The sequence below is a fragment of the Achromobacter sp. MUI-25009338 genome (assembly GCF_057359325.1).
On record NZ_CM170627.1, the window covers coordinates 5727761 to 5746771 of the forward strand.

Below are 19011 nucleotides of genomic sequence, written 5' to 3' on the forward strand. Positions count from 1 at the left end.
TGGCTCCGCTTCTTCAAGGCAAAAAAAAGGCCGCTGATAACAATCAGCGGCCTTTTTGCTGGCGGGAGGTCCCGCCAGTACCGGTTTACTGCTCGGCGTCGTCCGTGCCCAGGTCGGAAGCCGGCGTTTCCGTATCCGAGCCCACCGTGACCGGCGAGTCTTCGAACGGGTTGGCCAGCTGGCGGGCGGCTTCGCGTTCCGCGGCCTCCAGCGCTTCCTTGTCCTTGCGGGCATGGTGGTAGGCCAGGCCGGTGCCGGCCGGGATCAGGCGGCCGACGATGACGTTTTCCTTCAAGCCGCGCAGGTCGTCGCGCTTGCCCATGATGGCGGCTTCGGTCAGGACGCGGGTGGTTTCCTGGAACGAGGCGGCCGAGATGAACGAGTCGGTCGACAGCGACGCCTTGGTGATACCCAGCAGCACGTTCTCGTACGTGGCAGGACGCAGGTCCTGGGCCGTGACGCGATCATTCTCGTTGAGCAGCTCGGAGCGCTCGACCTGCTCGCCCGGGATGAACTCGGTATCGCCGGCGTCCACGATGTTCACGCGGCGCAGCATCTGGCGCACGATCACTTCGATGTGCTTGTCGTTGATCTTCACGCCCTGCAGACGGTAGACGTCCTGCACTTCGTCGACGATGTAGGTCGCCAGCTTCTCGATGCCTTGCAGGCGCAGGATGTCGTGGGGATCGGCCGGGCCGTCCACGATCATTTCGCCCTTGTTCACCACCTGGCCGTCGTGCACCAGCACCTGCTTTTCCTTCGGAATCAGGAACTCGTGGCTGACGCCTTCCAGGTCGGTGATGACCAGGCGCTGCTTGCCCTTGGTGTCCTTGCCGAACGAGACCGTGCCGGTGACGTCGGCCAGCATGCCGGCGTCCTTGGGCGAACGGGCTTCGAACAGCTCGGCCACGCGCGGCAGACCGCCGGTAATGTCGCGGGTCTTTTGCGATTCCTGCGGAATACGCGCCAGGACTTCACCCACGGCAACCTGCTGGCCGTCGCGCACCGTGATCAGCGCGCCCACCGGGAACGAGATGTTCACCGAGTGATCGGTGCCGGCGATCTTGACGTCTTCGCCGTTCTCGTTGACCAGCTTGATCTGCGGACGCATGACGATCTTGCCGCCACGGGTCTTGGGCGTGATCACGACCAGCGTGGACAGGCCGGTGACTTCGTCGACCTGCTTGGCCACGGTCACGCCTTCTTCGATGTTCTCGAAGCGCACGGCGCCGCCGTATTCCGACACGATCGGACGGGTCAGCGGGTCCCACGTCGCCAGGCGGGCGCCGGCCTTGACGGCCTCGCCATCGCCCACCAGCACGGTCGCGCCGTACGGGATCTTGTGGCGTTCGCGTTCGCGGCCGTTGTCGTCGAAGATCGCCAGTTCGCCGGAACGCGAGATGGCCACGCGTTCACCCTTGGCGTTGGTGACGTAGCGCATCGTGCTGGCAAAGCCGACGGTGCCGCTGGACTTGGTTTCGACCGCGCTGGCCAGGGCCGAACGCGAAGCCGCGCCACCGATGTGGAACGTACGCATCGTGAGCTGCGTGCCCGGTTCGCCGATGGACTGGGCGGCGATGACGCCGACCGCTTCGCCCTGGTTGACCGAGGTGCCGCGGCCGAGGTCGCGGCCGTAGCAGTGCGCGCACAGGCCGTGGCGCGTTTCGCAGGTCAGCGGGGTGCGGACCTTGACTTCGTCCACGCCGATGCGGTCGATGGTGTCGACCATGTCTTCGTCCAGCAGGGTGCCGGCGACGATGGCCGTTTCCTGCGTGTCCGGGTTGACGATGTCCACGGCCGCGACGCGGCCCAGGATACGGTCGCGCAGCGGTTCGATGACTTCGCCGCCTTCGACCAGGGCCTTCATGTTGTAGCCCTGCGACGTGCCGCAATCGTCCTCGGTGATCACCAGGTCCTGCGTCACGTCGACCAGACGGCGGGTCAGGTAACCCGAGTTCGCGGTCTTCAGCGCCGTGTCGGCCAGACCCTTACGCGCACCGTGAGTCGAGATGAAGTACTGAAGCACGTTCAGGCCTTCACGGAAGTTCGCGGTAATCGGCGTTTCGATAATCGAGCCGTCCGGCTTGGCCATCAGGCCGCGCATGCCGGCGAGCTGGCGGATCTGGGCGGCCGAACCGCGGGCGCCCGAGTCAGCCATCATGTAGATGGAGTTGAACGATTCCTGGCGCACTTCTTCGCCGTGACGGTTGATCACGGGCTCGGTGGCCAGTTGTTCCATCATCGCCTTGCCGACCTTGTCGCCGGCCTTGCCCCAGATGTCCACCACGTTGTTGTAGCGTTCCTGGGACGTGACCAGACCCGACGAGTACTGCTTGTCGATTTCCTTCACTTCGCGGCTGGCTTCGGCCAGGATGCCTTCCTTGGCGGTCGGGATCAGCATGTCGCCCATGGCGATGGAGATACCGCCGCGCGTGGCCAGGCGGAAGCCCGACTGCATCAGCTTGTCGGCGAAGATCACCGTGTCGCGCAGGCCGCAGCGGCGGAACGACTGGTTGATCAGGCGCGAGATTTCCTTCTTCTTCAGCGCCTTGTTCAGGACGGTGAAGGGCAGGCCCTTGGGCAGGATTTCCGACAGCAGCGCGCGGCCGACCGTGGTTTCGTGGCGGCGGATCACCGGCTGCCATTCACCGTTCTCGTCGCGCTCGTGCTCCTTCAGGCGCACGGTGATGCGCGACTGCAGCTCGACTTCGCCGTTGTCATAGGCGCGCTGGACTTCAGCGACGTCCATGAAGAAGATGCCTTCGCCCTTGCCGTTGATGCGCTCGCGGGTCGTGTAGTACAGACCCAGCACGATGTCCTGCGACGGCACGATCGACGGTTCGCCGTTGGCCGGGAACAGCACGTTGTTCGAGGCCAGCATCAGGGTGCGGGCTTCGAGCTGGGCTTCCAGCGACAGCGGCACGTGGACGGCCATCTGGTCGCCGTCGAAGTCGGCGTTGAACGCCGCGCAGACCAGCGGGTGCAGCTGGATGGCCTTGCCTTCGATCAGCACCGGCTCGAACGCCTGGATGCCCAGACGGTGCAGCGTGGGCGCACGGTTGAGCATGACCGGGTGTTCGCGGATGACTTCTTCCAGGATGTCCCAGACCACCGGTTCCTGGCTTTCCACCAGCTTCTTGGCGGCCTTGATGGTCGTGGCCAGGCCCATCATCTCCAGGCGGTTGAAGATGAACGGCTTGAACAGTTCCAGGGCCATCAGCTTGGGCAGGCCGCACTGGTGCAGCTTGAGCTGCGGACCCACCACGATGACCGAACGGCCCGAGTAGTCGACGCGCTTGCCCAGCAGGTTCTGACGGAAGCGGCCGCTCTTGCCCTTGATCATGTCGGCCAGCGACTTGAGCTGGCGCTTGTTGGCGCCGGTCATGGCCTTGCCGCGGCGGCCGTTGTCCAGCAGCGAGTCGACGGCTTCCTGCAGCATGCGCTTTTCGTTGCGCAGGATGATTTCCGGCGCCTTCAGCTCCAGCAGGCGCTTCAGACGGTTGTTGCGGTTGATGACGCGGCGGTACAGGTCGTTCAGGTCGGAGGTCGCGAAGCGGCCGCCGTCCAGCGGCACCAGCGGACGCAGGTCCGGCGGCAGCACGGGCAGCACTTCCATGACCATCCACTCGGCCTTGATGCCGGACTTCTGGAAGCCTTCCAGCACCTTCAGGCGCTTGGAGATCTTCTTGATCTTGGCTTCCGAGCTGGTGGCCTTCAGTTCGCCGCGCAGCGTTTCCACTTCGCGGTCGATGTCGATGGTGCGCAGCAGTTCGCGCACGGCCTCCGCGCCCATCAGGGCACGGAAGTCGTCGCCGTACTCTTCGGTCTTGGCGAGGAAATCGTCGTCCGACATGATCTGGCCGCGCTTGAGCGGCGTCATGCCGGGTTCGATCACGCACCAGGCTTCGAAGTACAGCACGCGTTCGATGTCGCGCAGGGTCATGTCGAGCACCATGCCCAGACGCGAGGGCAGGCTCTTCAGGAACCAGATGTGCGCGACCGGGCTGGCCAGCTCGATGTGGCCCATGCGTTCACGGCGGACCTTGGCGACGGTGACTTCCACGCCGCACTTCTCGCAGATCACGCCGCGGTGCTTCAGGCGCTTGTACTTGCCGCACAGGCACTCGTAGTCCTTGATCGGGCCGAAGATCTTGGAGCAGAACAGGCCGTCGCGCTCGGGCTTGAACGTACGGTAGTTGATGGTCTCGGGCTTGCGAACTTCGCCGTAAGACCACGAACGGATCTTCTCGGGCGAGGCGATGCCGATCTTGATGGCATCGAACTGCTCGTCTTGCGAGACTTGCTTAAAGAGGTCGAGTAGCGCTTTCATTAGTTACGCTCCAAATCCATGTCCAGGGCCAACGAGCGGATTTCCTTGACCAGCACGTTGAACGATTCCGGCATGCCGGCGTCGATGACGTGATCGCCCTTGACGATGTTTTCGTATACCTTGGTGCGGCCGGTGATGTCGTCGGACTTCACCGTCAGCATTTCCTGCAGGGTGTAGGCGGCGCCGTATGCTTCCAGCGCCCACACTTCCATTTCCCCGAAACGCTGGCCGCCGAACTGCGCCTTGCCGCCCAGCGGCTGCTGGGTAACCAAGGAGTACGGGCCGGTCGAACGCGCGTGCATCTTGTCGTCGACCAGGTGGTGCAGCTTCAGGTAGTGCATGTAGCCGACGGTCACGGGACGCTCGAACTGCTCGCCGGTGCGGCCGTCGAACAGCCACGCCTGCGTGCGCGACGGCGTCAGCGCCATGCGCTTGGCGACGTCGTCCGGATAGGCCAGTTCCAGCATCTTGGTGATTTCCTCTTCGGTCGCGCCGTCGAAGACGGGCGTCGCGAACGGCACGCCGTTCTTGAGGTTCTGGGCCATTTCCATGACTTCGTCGTCGGTCAGCTCGTCGATGCGCGCGCCGGTGCCGGTCGTGTTGTAGACCTTGTCCAGGTAGGCGCGGACGTTCTTGACCTGCGCGGTGCGCTCGTCGCGCAGCATGTCGGCGATGCGATGGCCCACGCCCTTGGCGGCCCAGCCCAGATGGACTTCCAGCACCTGGCCGACGTTCATCCGCGAGGGCACGCCCAGCGGGTTCAGAACGATGTCGGCCGGCGTGCCGTCAGCCATGTGCGGCATGTCTTCCACCGGGGTGATGCGCGAGACCACGCCCTTGTTGCCGTGGCGGCCGGCCATCTTGTCGCCGGGCTGCAGACGACGCTTGACGGCCAGGTAGACCTTGATCATCTTCAGCACGCCCGGGGGCAGCTCGTCGCCCTGCGTCAGCTTCTTGCGCTTCTCTTCGAAGGCCAGGTCGAACTGGTGGCGCTTCTGCTCGAGCGATTCCTTGGCCTGCTCCAGCACCACGGCGTGGGGCTCGTCGGCCAGGCGAATGTCGAACCACTGCCAGCGGTCCAGGTCGGCCAGGTAGGCCTTGGTGATCGTGGCGCCCTTGGCCAGCTTGCGCGGGCCGCCGTTGACGGTCTTGCCGACCAGCATCTTCTCGATACGGTCGAACTGGTCGTTCTCGACGATGCGCAGCTGGTCGTTCAGGTCCTGGCGATAGCGGCGCAGTTCATCGTCGATGATGGACTGGGCGCGCTTGTCGCGCACGATGCCTTCGCGGGTGAACACCTGCACGTCGATCACGGTGCCGGTCATGCCCGAGGGCACGCGCAGCGAGGTGTCCTTAACGTCGGAGGCCTTCTCGCCGAAGATGGCGCGCAGCAGCTTTTCTTCCGGCGTCAGCTGGGTCTCGCCCTTGGGCGTGACCTTGCCGACCAGCACGTCGTCGGCGCTGACTTCGGCGCCGATGTAGCAGATGCCGGAATCGTCCAGGCGGTTCAGCTGGGTTTCCGCCAGGTTGCTGATGTCGCGCGTGATTTCCTCGGGTCCGAGCTTGGTGTCGCGGGCCACGACCGTCAGTTCCTCGATGTGCACCGAGGTGTAGCGGTCATCGGCCACGACCTTTTCCGAGATCAGGATCGAGTCTTCGAAGTTGTAGCCGTTCCAGGGCATGAACGCGATCAGCATGTTCTGACCCAGGGCGAGTTCGCCCAGGTCGGTCGATGCGCCGTCGGCCAGCACGTCACCCTTGGCGACCCGGTCGCCGCGCTTGACGATGGGACGCTGGTTGATGTTGGTGTTCTGGTTGGAACGGGTGTACTTGATCAGGTTGTAGATGTCGACGCCGACTTCGCCGGCGACGTTTTCTTCATCGTTCACGCGGATCACGACACGCTCGGCGTCGACGTGGTCGACCAGGCCGCCGCGCAGCGCCTGCACGGTGGTGCCCGAGTCGACGGCCACGGTGCGCTCGATGCCCGTACCCACGACCGGCTTTTCCGGACGCAGGCAAGGCACGGCCTGACGCTGCATGTTGGCGCCCATCAGCGCGCGGTTCGCGTCGTCGTGCTCCAGGAACGGAATCAGCGAGGCGGCGACCGACACGATCTGCGACGGAGCCACGTCCATGTAGTGCACGTTGGCCGGCGCGGTCAGCATGGTTTCGCCGGCTTCACGGCAGGCGACCAGGTCGTCCACGAAGCGGCCTTCGTCGTCGAGCGCGGCGTTGGCCTGCGCGATGACGTAGTGGCTTTCCTCGATGGCCGACAGGTAATCGATCTGGTCGCTGACCTTGCCGTCGATGATCTTGCGGTAAGGCGTTTCCAGGAAGCCGTACTCGTTCAGGCGGGCGTACAGCGCCATGGAGTTGATCAGGCCGATGTTCGGGCCTTCCGGCGTTTCGATCGGGCAGACGCGGCCGTAGTGGGTCGGGTGCACGTCGCGGACTTCGAAGCCGGCGCGCTCGCGGGTCAGACCGCCCGGGCCCAGTGCGGAAACACGGCGCTTGTGCGTGATTTCCGACAGCGGGTTGGTCTGGTCCATGAACTGCGACAGCTGGCTCGAACCGAAGAACTCCTTGATGGCGGCCGAGATCGGCTTGGAGTTGATCAGGTCGTGCGGCATCAGGTTTTCCGTCTCGGCCTGGCCCAGACGTTCCTTGACGGCGCGCTCGACGCGCACCAGGCCGGCGCGGAACTGGTTCTCGGCCAGTTCGCCCACACAGCGCACGCGGCGGTTGCCCAGGTGATCGATGTCGTCGATCTGGCCACGGCCGTTACGCAGCTCGACCAGCACCTTGATGGTTTCGAGGATGTCCTCGTTGGTCAGCGTCATCGGACCGCTGGTGTCTTCGCCACGGCCCAGACGGCTGTTGACCTTCATGCGGCCCACGCGCGACAGGTCGTAGGTTTCTTCGCTGTAGAACAGGCGCTGGAACAGGGCCTCCACCGCTTCTTCGGTGGGCGGCTCGCCGGGACGCATCATGCGGTAGATGGCGACGCGCGCGGCCATCTGGTCGGCGGTCTCGTCGGTGCGCAGGGTCTGCGAGATATAGGGACCGCGGTCCAGGTCGTTCGTGTAGAGCGTCTGGATGTCGTGGACGTTGGCGGCGCGCAGCGCGCCCAGCACGCTTTCGGTGATCTCGTCGTTGGCGTTGGCGATGACTTCGCCGGTGTCCGGATCAACGATGTTCTTGGCCAGCACGCGGCCGTACAGGAAGTCTTCCGGCACGGAGATGCGCTGGATGCCGCCGGCAGCCAGGTCGCGCAGGTGCTTGGCGTTGATGCGCTTGTCCTTCTCGACGATGACCTTGCCGGAGCGGTCCGAGATGTCGAAGCGGGCCATTTCGCCCTTCCAGCGCTCGGGCACGAATTCCATCATCGCGCCTTCGCTCTTCAGTTCGAAGTTGTCGAAGTCGAAGAAGTTGGCCAGGATCGATTCCGGCGTCATGCCGATGGCCTTGCACAGGATCGTGACGGGCATCTTGCGGCGGCGGTCGACGCGGAAGAACAGGATGTCCTTGGGGTCGAACTCGAAGTCCAGCCACGAGCCGCGGTAGGGAATCACGCGGGCCGAGAACAGCAGCTTGCCGGAGCTGTGGGTCTTGCCGCGGTCGTGCTCGAAGAACACGCCGGGCGAGCGGTGCAGCTGCGACACGATGACGCGCTCGGTGCCGTTGATGACGAAGGAACCGGTGCTGGTCATGAGCGGAATCTCGCCCATGTAGACTTCCTGTTCCTTCACTTCCTTGACGGTGGGCTTGCTGACTTCGCGGTCAAGCAGCACCAGGCGGACCTTGGCTCGCAGGGGCGAGGCATAGGTCAGGCCACGTTGCTGACATTCCTTGACATCGAACACCGGTTCGCCGAGCACATAGCTCACGAACTCCAAGCGCGCCATACCGTTGTGACTAACGATCGGGAAAATCGACGAGAACGCCGCCTGCAAACCGTCGGCTACGCGTTCGGACGGGGCGGTATCCGCCTGCAGGAAAGTTAGGTAGGATTGAAGCTGAGTCGCCAGCAGGAAGGGAACGTTTTGAACGTCTTCACGCTTGGCGAAGCTTTTGCGGATGCGCTTTTTTTCGGTGTACGAGTAAGGCATGAGCACTCCGACTCGAGGTTGCATGGGCCGTCAACCACGGCCCCAGGTGATACGACTCCAGGAAACCCCCCTGCAAAGGGCATTCCCCCAGTAGGGGTTTCCTGGAAACGCAAAAGCCCGGGGACTGCAAACTGCGCTGTCCCCGGGCAAGTTGACGCAGGTCTTACTTGACTTCGACCTTGGCGCCAGCTTCTTCCAGCTTCTTCTTGGCGGCTTCGGCGTCAGCCTTGGCAACGCCTTCCTTGACGGGCTTCGGAGCGCCGTCGACCAGGTCCTTGGCTTCCTTCAGGCCCAGACCGGTCAGCTCGCGCACGGCCTTGATGACGGAAACCTTGTTGGCGCCGGCTTCAGCCAGGACAACGGTGAACTCGGTCTGCTCTTCAGCAGCGGCGGCGGCGCCACCAGCGGCGGGAGCAGCGACAGCGACAGCGGCGGCAGCAGCCGACACGCCGAACTTCTCTTCCATTTCCTTGATCAGCTCGGACAGTTCGAGCACGGTCATGCCAGCGATGGCGTCAAGGATTTCAGCTTTGTTAAGTGCCATTTTTAAGAACTCCAAATATTTTGGTAATGCCAGGGTTTGGGTGTCGCTCGGTCGTTCAGCGAATTCCGGGAAGGGCGGGGATTAAGCCGCAGCCTTCTGGTCGCGCACGGCGGCGAGGCCACGGGCGAACTTGGTCGGAACTTCGTTGAGCGTACGCACGAATTGCGCGATGGGGGCTTGCATGGTGCCCAGCAGTTTCGACAGCAACTCTTCGCGCGAGGGCATGGTGGCCAGGGCCTTCACGCCTTCTTGGTTCAACAGGCTGTTGGGCAGCGAGCCCGCCTTGATGACCAGCTTGTCATTGCTTTTCGCGAAACCTGCGAGGACCTTGGCCGCCGCGACCGGATCGGCGCTGATACCGTAGATCAGCGGACCGGTCAGTTGCTCGGCCAACGGCTCGAAAGCCGTGCCGGCAACGGCACGACGGGCCAGCGAGTTCTTCAGAACACGCAGATACACGCCCGATTCACGCGCAGTTTTGCGCAGTACGGTGACAGAGGCGACGTCCAGACCACGGTACTCGGCGATAACGATCGATTGAGCCTTGGCAACTTCAGCCGAGACTTCCTCGATCACCACCGCTTTCTCTTGACGATTGAGACTCACGGTTTGAACACTCCATCAAAAGACGCCTGGGGCGAATGCCTTGCGCGTCAACCGAATGCGGCGCCTGGTCGAGTTCTTCGGGTAAAGAAATCTTCCTGGGGACGCCGTCTACGCTGGATCCGAACTATGTGAGCTTCGGGATTAAGCGGGGTGGCCCGGTACGGCTTGAACCACCCTGCTCCAGCGGTCTTTGACAGCAGCATCCGGAGAACTCCGGATGCGGCCCAAAGTACGTTTACTACTGTCGGACTCAGGCCGACAGCGAGGCGATTTCCACGCGCGCACCGCCGCCCATCGTGGACGAGACGGCCAGCTTGCGCAGGTAAATGCCCTTGGCAGCAGCGGGACGAGCCTTTTGCAGGGCGTCGACCAGAGCGGCCAGGTTGGTTTGCAGCTGTTCCACGCCGAACGACGCGCGGCCGATCGTGGCGTGGATGATGCCGGCCTTGTCGGTGCGGTACTGAACCTGACCGGCCTTGGCGTTCTTGACGGCGGTGGCGACGTCGGGGGTCACGGTGCCGACCTTCGGGTTCGGCATCAGGCCACGGGGGCCCAGGATCTGACCCAGGGCGCCCACGACACGCATCGTGTCGGGCGAGGCGATGACCACGTCGAAGTCCATCTGACCGGCCTTGATCTGCTCGGCCAGGTCGTCCAGGCCGACGATGTCGGCGCCGGCGGCCTTGGCGGCTTCAGCCTTGTCGCCCTGGGCGAACACGGCCACGCGGACCGACTTGCCGGTGCCGGCGGGCAGCACGACCGAACCGCGGACCAGCTGGTCCGACTTCTTCGGGTCGATGCCGAGTTGCACGGCCACGTCGATGGATTCGTCGAACTTGGCGACGGCGGTTTCCTTGACCAGGGTCAGGGCTTCAGCGACCGGGTACAGCTTGGTGCGGTCGATCTTCTGCGCAATGGCGGCGGCGCGCTTGGACAGTTTTGCCATGATTAGATCCCCTCAACCGTGATGCCCATGCTGCGGGCGCTGCCAGCGATGGTGCGGACGGCGGCTTCCATGTCGGCAGCCGTCAGGTCCGGACTCTTGGTCTTGGCGATTTCTTCGGCTTGAGCGCGGGTCAGCGTGCCGACCTTGTCGGTATGCGGCTTGGCCGAACCCTTTTGCACGCCAGCGGCCTTCTTGATGAGGACCGTCGCGGGCGGGGTCTTCATGATGAAGGTGAAGCTCTTGTCCGCGAAGGCGGTGATCACCACCGGAATCGGCAGACCGGGCTCCATGCCCTGCGTCTTGGCGTTGAACGCCTTGCAGAATTCCATGATGTTCAGGCCGCGCTGACCCAGCGCCGGACCGATCGGGGGGGAGGGGTTAGCCTTACCAGCCGGCACTTGCAGCTTGATAAAGCCGACGATCTTCTTCGCCATGCTTTGCTCCTTGCGGGTTATATCGCTTCGCGCCGTTCAGGCCCGAAGCTCCCCGGGGGTTGAAATCAGGTCTTTTCGACCTGGCTGAAATCGAGCTCGACGGGGGTGGCGCGACCAAAAATGGTGACCGACACACGCACCTTGCTCTTTTCGTAGTTGACTTCTTCGACGTTGCCGTTGAAGTCCGCAAACGGACCTTCCTTGACCCGAACCATCTCGCCCACTTCGAACAGGATCTTGGGGCGGGGTTTCTCGACGCCCTCTTCCATCTGGGAGAGGATCTTTTCGACTTCCTTTTCGGAAATCGGGGTCGGACGATTGCCCGAGCCACCCAGAAAGCCGGTGACGCGGTTGGTGTTCTTGACCAGGTGCCACGTTTCGTCGGTCAGGTCCATTTCAACCAGGACATAACCGGGGAAAATGCGGCGCTCGGTGATCGACTTCTGACCGCCCTTGACCTCGACGACTTCCTCGGAGGGCACAAGAATGCGGCCAAACGACGTTTGCAGGCCTGCGCGCTCGATGCGCTCGTTCAGGGCCTTGTGTACGCTTTTTTCCATGCCGGAGTACACATGGACGACATACCAACGCTTACTCATTCGCCGTCCTTATTTCCAGCCCAACAACAGGCCGTAGAGAATCCATTCGATGCCCTTGTCGAGCACCCACATGAAAATGCCCATGATCGCCACGAACGCGAAAACGATGCCCGTCATCTGGGTCGTTTCCTTGCGCGTGGGCCACGAGACACGCTTGACTTCGTTGTAGGATTCGCTCGCGAAGCTCAGGGTGCGGCGGCCCGGCTCGCTGAACCACGCGATCACGGCGGCGATCACGAGGCCGGCGACGAACACGCCGATACGAGCAGGCATCGGCTGCGCGCTGAGCACGGAGAACCCGACGATGCCAGCAATAACGACAAGAACCGCCAGCCCGAGCTTGACCCGGTCGGCGGTACTGGTTACGGTTTCTACGCTGGTATTAGACATTTTGCGACGCGAGCCGCCGTGAATGCGTAACTCGCGATGATCTCCCGCGGGTTTATCCTGGCGGTGGCAGGGGCAGTAGGAATCGAACCTACAACCTTCGGTTTTGGAGACCGACGCTCTGCCAATTGAGCTATGCCCCTAAAACACTTGCATTAGTTCGCAGCCGCTCTTCACCGCTGCTTTCCGCGCCATATCAGCTCGCGGAACCATACATCATACTACTTTTACTGCAAGAATGGATAGAGGGATTGAAAAATCCGCTCTATCCACTCTGGAGACTGCTTAGGCGATGATCTTGGCGACCACGCCGGCGCCGACGGTACGGCCGCCTTCACGGATGGCGAAACGCAGGCCTTCTTCCATGGCGATCGGGGCCAGCAGCTTGACGGTCATCGTCACGTTGTCGCCCGGCAGAACCATTTCCTTGTCGGCCGGCAGGTCGATCGTGCCCGTCACGTCCGTCGTACGGAAGTAGAACTGGGGACGGTAGCCGTTGAAGAACGGGGTGTGGCGGCCGCCTTCTTCCTTGGACAGGATGTACACCTCGGAGGTGAATTCCGTGTGCGGGGTGATCGAGCCCGGCTTGGCCAGAACCTGGCCGCGCTGGACGTCTTCACGCTTGGTGCCGCGCAGCAGGATGCCGACGTTGTCGCCAGCCTGGCCCTGGTCCAGCAGCTTGCGGAACATTTCCACGCCCGTGCAGGTCGTCTTGACCGTCGGGGTGATGCCCACGATTTCGATTTCTTCGCCGACCTTGATCACGCCGCGTTCGATACGGCCGGTCACCACGGTGCCGCGACCCGAGATCGAGAACACGTCTTCGACCGGCATCAGGAACGAACCGTCAACCGCGCGCTCCGGCGTCGGGATGTACGAATCCAGCGCCTGGGCCAGCGACAGGATGGCCTGTTCGCCCAGTTCGCCCTTGTCGCCTTCCAGCGCCAGCTTGGCCGAACCCTTGATGATCGGGGTGTCGTCGCCCGGGAAGTCGTACTTCGACAGCAGTTCGCGCACTTCCATTTCGACCAGCTCGAGCAGCTCGGCGTCGTCGACCATGTCAGCCTTGTTCAGGAAGACGATGATGTAGGGCACGCCCACCTGGCGCGACAGCAGGATGTGTTCGCGGGTCTGCGGCATCGGGCCGTCAGCGGCCGACACCACCAGGATCGCGCCGTCCATTTGCGCCGCGCCCGTGATCATGTTCTTCACGTAGTCGGCGTGGCCCGGGCAGTCAACGTGCGCGTAGTGGCGCGTTTCCGTTTCGTACTCGACGTGGGCGGTGTTGATGGTGATGCCGCGAGCCTTTTCTTCAGGAGCCGCGTCGATCTGGTCGTAGCCGCGGGCTTCGCCGCCGAACTTGGTCGACAGAACGGTCGTGATGGCCGCCGTCAACGTCGTTTTGCCGTGGTCAACGTGACCAATCGTACCCACGTTCACGTGCGGCTTGGTACGTTCAAACTTGCCTTTTGCCATGGCTGACTCCTGACCTGGATTGCGCTTTTGACTAAAGCTGCGACTGAAGAAAAGAACTTAGGGAATTAGTGGTGCCCATGGCGCGGATCGAACGCGCGACCTCTCCCTTACCAAGGGAGTGCTCTACCACTGAGCCACATGGGCATATAAAGCTGGAGCGGGTGAAGGGAATCGAACCCTCGTCGTAAGCTTGGAAGGCTTCTGCTCTACCATTGAGCTACACCCGCGGCTATCCTTTCACCTTCTCTCTTCCCGAACCTCTTTCAATACAAAGCCTGGAAAACCGTGCCGCCTTTCTTGCAAAGGCGGCCAAGCATCCAGAACCTCACATTGTAAATCCAGGCCAACTGCGCCTGGATTCCTGTGTACTACTACACGAGGTACGGGTCTCTGGTGGAGGAGGTTGGATTCGAACCAACGTAGGCGCAAGGCCAACAGATTTACAGTCTGCCCCCTTTAACCACTCGGGCACTCCTCCAGAGGAGAATTCGAGATTATGAACACTTTCTAAATCGCTGTCAAACGATTCGGACGAAAAATATTCAGAACTCCGGTTCAGTCACCCCGCGTTTGCACGCAGAGGGGGGCAATCTTACAGATTTCCGTGAACCGCTGCACGGAAAAGTTCGGTGTATTGCGCGGCCGAGTAGTCCACCGGATTGGTGCCGGCCGAAGGGTCGGCGGCCGCCATGCGCCCGACGCGCTCGGCCTGGGCGTCATCGATGCCGATCTCGGCCAGCGTGTGCGCAATGCCGATGGCCTCGCGCAGCGCCAGCACCCAGTCCAGCACCGCGCCCGGCCGGGCCGGCAGGTCCAGGTAGCGCGCCAGCGCTTCCAGGCGCGGGGCCACGGCGTGCTGGTTGGCTTTCAGCACGTAGGGCATGAGGATGGCGTTGAGCAGGCCGTGGTGCGCGTCGTAGAGCGCGCCCAGCGGATGCGCCAGCGCGTGCATGGCGCCCAGCCCGCGCTGGAACGCGGTGGCGCCCATGCTGGAGGCCACCAGCATCTGCTGGCGCGCCTGCAGGTCGGCGCCGTCGGCCACCGCCTGCGGCAGGTATTCCTTGACCATGCGCATGCCTTCGAGCGCGATGCCCGTGGCCATCGGATGGAACACCGGCGAACAATAGGCCTCCAGGTTGTGCGACAGCGCGTCCATGCCGGTGGCGGCCGTGATCTTCGGCGGCAGGCCGACGGTGAGTTCAGGGTCCAGGATGACGATGGCCGGCAGCATGCGCGCATGGAAGATGATGCGCTTGACCTCGGCCGCCTCGTCGGTGATGACCGAGGCGCGTCCCACTTCCGAGCCGGTGCCCGCGGTGGTGGGCACCGCCACCACCGGCGCCATGCCGGCCACGTTCACCCGCAGGTAGTTGTCGCCCACGTCCTCGAAGTCCCACAGGGGCCGCTGCTGGCCCGCCATCAGCGCGATGGCCTTGGCCGCGTCCAGCGCCGACCCGCCGCCCATCGCGATCACGCCGTCATGGCCGCCCTGCCGGTACGCCGCCACGCCGTCGTCGACGTTGCGGCCCGTGGGGTTGCCCTTGATATCGTGGAACAGGCCGCATTGCAGGCCGGCTTCGCGGCACGCGGCCTGCGCCGCGGCCACCATCGGCAGCGCCGCCAGGCCGGGGTCGGTCACCAGCAGCGGGCGCGCCATGCCCAGTTCGCGGCATGCCTGCGGCAGTTCGCTGATGCGGCCGGGACCGGCCTTGATGGCGGTGGGGTAATTCCAGTTGACGCTAGGCACGCTCATGGTCGGCTTCCTGTGGATATCTGGTTAGAGGCTGCGCAGATGGAAGGATTTGGCCTGCGTGAGCTGTTCGTATCCGACCACGGACAGCGATACGCCGCGGCCCGAGTTCTTCACGCCGGTCCAGGCCAGCGCGGGGTCCAGGTAGTCGCAGCGGTTCATGAAGAACGTGCCCGTGCGGACCTGGCGGCCGATGCGCAGCGCGGCCTCCTGGTCCTGCGTGAACGCCGCGGCCGTCAGGCCGTAGGGGCTGTCGTTCATGAGCGCGATGGCCTGCTCGTCGCTGTCTACCGGCATGATGCCGACGACGGGGCCGAAGCATTCGTCGTTCATGACGCGCATGCCGTGGTCCACCTGCGTCAGCAGCGCCGGCGCGACGTAAGGCGAGTTTTTATTCGCGTTTTTAAAACGCGATGGATCTATCAGGTTTCTGGCGCCGGCCGCGACCGCGGCGTCGACGATCTCGCGGATCTCGTCGGCGGCGCGCTTGCGCACCACCGGCCCGAGCGTGGTCCCGTCCTGCAGCGGATCGCCCAGCACGTATTGCTCGGTCAGCGCCACGGCGCGCTCGACGAACTCATCGTAGCGCGGCCGCGCCACGTAGATGCGCTGGATGCCGCAGCAGGACTGGCCGGAATTGAAGTACGCGCCGTCGACCAGCGTCTCGACCGCGTGGCCGATGTCGGCGTCGTTGCGCACATAGGCCGGGTCGTTGCCGCCCAGCTCCAGGCCGACGCCGATGAAGCGCCCCGCCGCGCCCTCTTCCACGTTGTGTCCGCCGCGCACGGAGCCGGTGAAGGACACATAGCCGATTTCCGGCGCGCGGATCAGGCGCTGCGCGATCTCGTGGCTGGCGTGCAGGTACTGGAACACGCCCGCGGGCGCGCCGGCCTCGCGGAACGCGCGCTCGATGAATTCGGCGCACAGCGGCGTCTGATCCGAGTGCTTGAGGATGACGGCGTTGCCGGCCATCAGCGCCGGCACGATGCTGTTGACGGCGGTCAGCAGCGGATAATTCCACGGCGCGATCGTCAGCGCCACGCCGATGGGCTCGCGGCTGATGAAGCGCGTGAACCCGGGCTGCTCGGGAACTCGGATCGGGGCCAGCGCCTCGGCGGCGATGGCGATCATGTGACGCGCGCGCGACTCGAAGCCGGCCACCTCGCCTGGCGTGTAGCGCAGGGGCCGGCCCATTTGCACGGTGATGGCGCGCGCGATTTCGTCCCTGGCCGCGACGAAGCGGTCCACGGCGGCCGACACGATGCGCCCCCGCTCCTGCACGCCCAGCGCCGCCCAGCCCGGCTGCGCGCCCTGGGCGTCGGCCAGCGCACGCGCGATCTGCGCCTCGCTGGCATAGGGACGGCGGACGACCTCGCGCCCGTCGATCGGACTGATGGTGATGAGTTCCTGCGTCATGGCTGCCCTGTGCAAACGGTGTGGTCGATGGTCAGATGATTTCGAAGTAGCGCGCCAGTTCCCAGTCGGTCACGTGGCGCCGGAACTGCCTTTCTTCCCATTCGCGCGTGGCCACGTAGTGCTCGACGAAGGCGTCGCCGAACAGCCGGCGCGCGGCCTCGGATTCGCCCAGCCGCTGGGCCGCGTCCCACAGCGTGCTCGGCAGGCGCAGATGCGCGGGAAACTGCTGGGTATAGGCGTTGCCCTGCACCATGGGCTCGGGTTCGAGCCCCTGTTCGATGCCGTACAGGCCCGAGGCCAGCGCGGCCGACAGCGCCAGGTAGGGATTGGCGTCGGCCGAGCCGATGCGCACTTCGACGCGCTGCGACTTGTCGCTGCCGGGAATCAGCCGCAGCGCGGTGGTGCGGTTCTCCATGCCCCAGGTGGCGTCCAGCGGCGCCCAGTAGCCGGGCACCAGGCGCGAGTAGCTGTTGACGGTCTGCGCGTACAGGGCCATGAATTCCGGCAGGTAGCGCTGCACGCCGGCCATGAAGGAAGCCTGCGTCGCGCTCATGCAGTGCGGCCGCGACTCGTCGTGGAACGCCGAGCGCCCGGTCTTGCGGTCGCGCAGCGACAGGTGGATGTGGCCGCTCTGGCCGGGATGCTCGTGCGACCACTTCGCCATGAAGGTCGCCATCAGGCCATTCTGCTGCGCCAGCGCCTTGGTGAAGGTCTTGAACAGGAATGCCTTGTCGCCGGCGGCCGCGGCCTGGTCGACCGCGAGCGCGGCTTCCAGCACGCCCGGCCCGGTCTCGGTATGCAGGCCTTCGATGGGCATGTCCATGCGTTCGCACATGTCCAGCAGCTTGCGGTAGAAATCGCCCTCCACCGTGCTGCGCAGCACCGAGTAGCCGAAATTCCCGGGCGTCCAGTTCTCGAGGTTGCGGTAGTGCTTCGCGCGCACCGAGTGCGGGGTCTCGCGGAACATGAAGAACTCGTATTCCAGCGCGGCGTAGGCGTCGAAGCCCATGTCGGCGGCCCGGTCGATGACCCGGTGCAGCAGGCGCCGCGGGCAGATGGCGCCGGCCTCGCCTTCGAATTCCGCCAGGAACAACAGCATGTCCTCGCCGCCCGGCCCCTGCTCCAGCGGCAGCCTGCGGGCGCTTTGCGGGACGATCCGCAGCTTGGCGTCGGGATAGGCCGTATGCCAGCCGGTGTACTTGGTGTTGTCGTAGAGCTGGTCGTCGAGATCCCAGCCGAACACCACGTCGCAAAATGCGAGCCCGGAGCGCAGCGCCCCCAGGAATTTATCGCGGCGCAGGTACTTGCCCAGCATGACGCCGTCGACGTCGGACAGGCCGACCTTGATGTGCGAGAGCGCGCTGGCCTGCACCAGCCGCTCCGCGTCTTCCACCGTTGCTACCCCTAGTGCATGCATGCTTGTCCACCTTGCTGTGACTGTAGCGTTGCGTTGACCTGTCGGGCGGGCGGCGCGGCGTTCAGGTCGCGGCCGCCCCCAGCAGCCGCATCGCCTGGCGATGCAGCTGCGGCGTGGCGGCCGCGATCACGCGGCCCTGCGACTGGAGGCCGAGCGGCTGCCCGGACCAGTCGGTAATGACGCCGCCTGCCCCTTCGATCACGGGCATCAGCGCCAGATAGTCGTATGGCTGCAGGCCGGACTCGACCACCAGGTCGACGTGGCCGCTGGCCAGCAGCCCGTAGCTGTAGCAGTCGCCGCCGTAGCGGCGCATGCGCGCGGCCTGCGCCAGCGCGTCGAAGGCGGCCAGCTCGGCGCCGGCGAAGATGTCCGGCGAGGTCGCGTAGAGGATGGCCTCGCCCAGTTCGGTGCAGCCGCTGACGCGACAGGCGTGGCCGTTCAGGCTGGCGGGCTGGCCGGCCGCGCCGATCCAGCGTTCGTCCAGCGCGGGAATGTCGATCAGGCCCAGCACCGGCCTGCCGCGGTGCAGCAGCGCCAGCAGCGTGCCCCACAGCGGGTTGCCGGAAATAAAGGCGCGGGTGCCGTCTATGGGATCGAGCGACCAGACCAGCTCGGCCTCCATGTGCGATACGCCGAACTCCTCGCCCAGGATGCCGTGCTCCGGGTATTGCTCCGCGATGGCCGCGCGCAGGGCCGTCTCGACTTCGCGGTCGGCCTGGGTGACGGGGCTGGCGTCGGCCTTGGTGTCGACCGCCAGCGGATGGCGGAACCACTTGCGCGACAGCGGCCGCACGCGGTCGGCCAGCGTCTGGGCGAACGCGCGATAGGCGGCCAGCTGCGGCGCGGATAGCGGCAATGAGGTTTGCATCGGTGATGCCTCCAGACCGGCCGCGGGATCGGGCCCAGGCCAAAAAAAACCGTGCATACGAGGTTTTTCCAGTCTAGACACGTTGCCACAAATTTGCAAATATACTTAAAACTGCAACTCGCACCT

At 64.4% G+C, this 19011-nt stretch carries 13 protein-coding genes and 4 tRNA genes; all 17 read right to left on the reverse strand.

Annotation, left to right across the window (positions count from 1 at the left end; all coding sequences use genetic code 11):
- Positions 1-85: 85 nt before the first annotated feature.
- Positions 86-4330 carry a DNA-directed RNA polymerase subunit beta' gene (gene rpoC, locus AC1IQ6_RS27180; protein ID WP_102775015.1) on the reverse strand — a complete coding sequence of 1415 codons (4245 nt, stop codon included), beginning with the start codon at positions 4328-4330 and terminating at the stop codon, positions 86-88.
- The gene (gene rpoB, locus AC1IQ6_RS27185; protein WP_111827320.1) at positions 4330-8442 is read right to left on the reverse strand and encodes a DNA-directed RNA polymerase subunit beta; all 4113 of its coding nucleotides are present in this window, start codon (positions 8440-8442) and stop codon (positions 4330-4332) included. The genes rpoC and rpoB overlap by 1 nt, the downstream gene beginning before the upstream one ends.
- Before the next feature lie 163 nt (positions 8443-8605).
- Positions 8606-8986: a 50S ribosomal protein L7/L12 gene (rplL, locus tag AC1IQ6_RS27190; RefSeq protein ID WP_006389590.1), complete on the reverse strand. Its 381-nt coding sequence runs from the start codon at positions 8984-8986 to the stop codon at positions 8606-8608.
- 81 nt (positions 8987-9067) lie between these two features.
- Positions 9068-9592, reverse strand: coding sequence for a 50S ribosomal protein L10 (gene rplJ, locus AC1IQ6_RS27195; RefSeq protein WP_054459366.1), 525 nt, complete (start codon positions 9590-9592; stop codon positions 9068-9070).
- A gap of 250 nt (positions 9593-9842) precedes the next feature.
- A complete protein-coding gene (rplA, locus tag AC1IQ6_RS27200; RefSeq protein ID WP_102775013.1) occupies positions 9843-10538 on the reverse strand; it encodes a 50S ribosomal protein L1 in 696 nt (231 codons plus the stop codon).
- A 2-nt stretch (positions 10539-10540) separates the two neighbouring features.
- Positions 10541-10972: a 50S ribosomal protein L11 gene (gene rplK, locus AC1IQ6_RS27205; RefSeq protein ID WP_102775012.1), complete on the reverse strand. Its 432-nt coding sequence runs from the start codon at positions 10970-10972 to the stop codon at positions 10541-10543.
- Positions 10973-11037: 65 nt separating this feature from the next.
- A complete protein-coding gene (gene nusG, locus AC1IQ6_RS27210; RefSeq protein ID WP_006389586.1) occupies positions 11038-11571 on the reverse strand; it encodes a transcription termination/antitermination protein NusG in 534 nt (177 codons plus the stop codon).
- 9 nt (positions 11572-11580) lie between these two features.
- Positions 11581-11961 carry a preprotein translocase subunit SecE gene (gene secE, locus AC1IQ6_RS27215; RefSeq protein WP_102775011.1) on the reverse strand — a complete coding sequence of 127 codons (381 nt, stop codon included), beginning with the start codon at positions 11959-11961 and terminating at the stop codon, positions 11581-11583.
- A gap of 64 nt (positions 11962-12025) precedes the next feature.
- Positions 12026-12101 (reverse strand) — tRNA-Trp (locus AC1IQ6_RS27220).
- A 142-nt stretch (positions 12102-12243) separates the two neighbouring features.
- Complete coding sequence (gene tuf, locus AC1IQ6_RS27225; protein ID WP_102775022.1) at positions 12244-13434, reverse strand: elongation factor Tu; 1191 nt, start codon at positions 13432-13434, stop codon at positions 12244-12246.
- A gap of 69 nt (positions 13435-13503) precedes the next feature.
- A tRNA-Thr gene (locus AC1IQ6_RS27230) sits at positions 13504-13578 on the reverse strand.
- 9 nt (positions 13579-13587) lie between these two features.
- A tRNA-Gly gene (locus AC1IQ6_RS27235) sits at positions 13588-13661 on the reverse strand.
- A 164-nt stretch (positions 13662-13825) separates the two neighbouring features.
- Positions 13826-13912 (reverse strand) — tRNA-Tyr (locus tag AC1IQ6_RS27240).
- A gap of 114 nt (positions 13913-14026) precedes the next feature.
- Positions 14027-15187, reverse strand: a complete 1161-nt coding sequence (locus tag AC1IQ6_RS27245; protein WP_102775010.1) for an iron-containing alcohol dehydrogenase — start codon at positions 15185-15187, stop codon at positions 14027-14029.
- Positions 15188-15211: 24 nt separating this feature from the next.
- On the reverse strand, positions 15212-16600 hold the full coding sequence (locus AC1IQ6_RS27250) for an aldehyde dehydrogenase family protein (RefSeq protein ID WP_485865574.1): 1389 nt from the start codon (positions 16598-16600) through the stop codon (positions 15212-15214).
- A 31-nt stretch (positions 16601-16631) separates the two neighbouring features.
- Entirely contained in the window at positions 16632-18017 is a 1386-nt protein-coding gene (locus AC1IQ6_RS27255) for a glutamine synthetase family protein (RefSeq protein WP_111826299.1), read from the reverse strand.
- A gap of 61 nt (positions 18018-18078) precedes the next feature.
- Positions 18079-18885, reverse strand: a complete 807-nt coding sequence (gene hisN / locus AC1IQ6_RS27260; protein WP_102775007.1) for a histidinol-phosphatase — start codon at positions 18883-18885, stop codon at positions 18079-18081.
- Positions 18886-19011: the final 126 nt, after the last annotated feature.

Coding starts and splice junctions, on each gene's coding strand:
- AC1IQ6_RS27255 (WP_111826299.1), bottom strand. CDS start 18,017: ATGCATGCACTAGGGGTAGCAACGGTGGAAGACGCGGAGCGGCTGGTG.
- rplL (WP_006389590.1), bottom strand. CDS start 8,986: ATGGCACTTAACAAAGCTGAAATCCTTGACGCCATCGCTGGCATGACC.
- secE (WP_102775011.1), bottom strand. CDS start 11,961: ATGTCTAATACCAGCGTAGAAACCGTAACCAGTACCGCCGACCGGGTC.
- rplA (WP_102775013.1), bottom strand. CDS start 10,538: ATGGCAAAACTGTCCAAGCGCGCCGCCGCCATTGCGCAGAAGATCGAC.
- AC1IQ6_RS27250 (WP_485865574.1), bottom strand. CDS start 16,600: ATGACGCAGGAACTCATCACCATCAGTCCGATCGACGGGCGCGAGGTC.
- tuf (WP_102775022.1), bottom strand. CDS start 13,434: ATGGCAAAAGGCAAGTTTGAACGTACCAAGCCGCACGTGAACGTGGGT.
- AC1IQ6_RS27245 (WP_102775010.1), bottom strand. CDS start 15,187: ATGAGCGTGCCTAGCGTCAACTGGAATTACCCCACCGCCATCAAGGCC.
- nusG (WP_006389586.1), bottom strand. CDS start 11,571: ATGAGTAAGCGTTGGTATGTCGTCCATGTGTACTCCGGCATGGAAAAA.
- rpoC (WP_102775015.1), bottom strand. CDS start 4,330: ATGAAAGCGCTACTCGACCTCTTTAAGCAAGTCTCGCAAGACGAGCAG.
- hisN (WP_102775007.1), bottom strand. CDS start 18,885: ATGCAAACCTCATTGCCGCTATCCGCGCCGCAGCTGGCCGCCTATCGC.
- rplK (WP_102775012.1), bottom strand. CDS start 10,972: ATGGCGAAGAAGATCGTCGGCTTTATCAAGCTGCAAGTGCCGGCTGGT.
- rpoB (WP_111827320.1), bottom strand. CDS start 8,442: ATGCCTTACTCGTACACCGAAAAAAAGCGCATCCGCAAAAGCTTCGCC.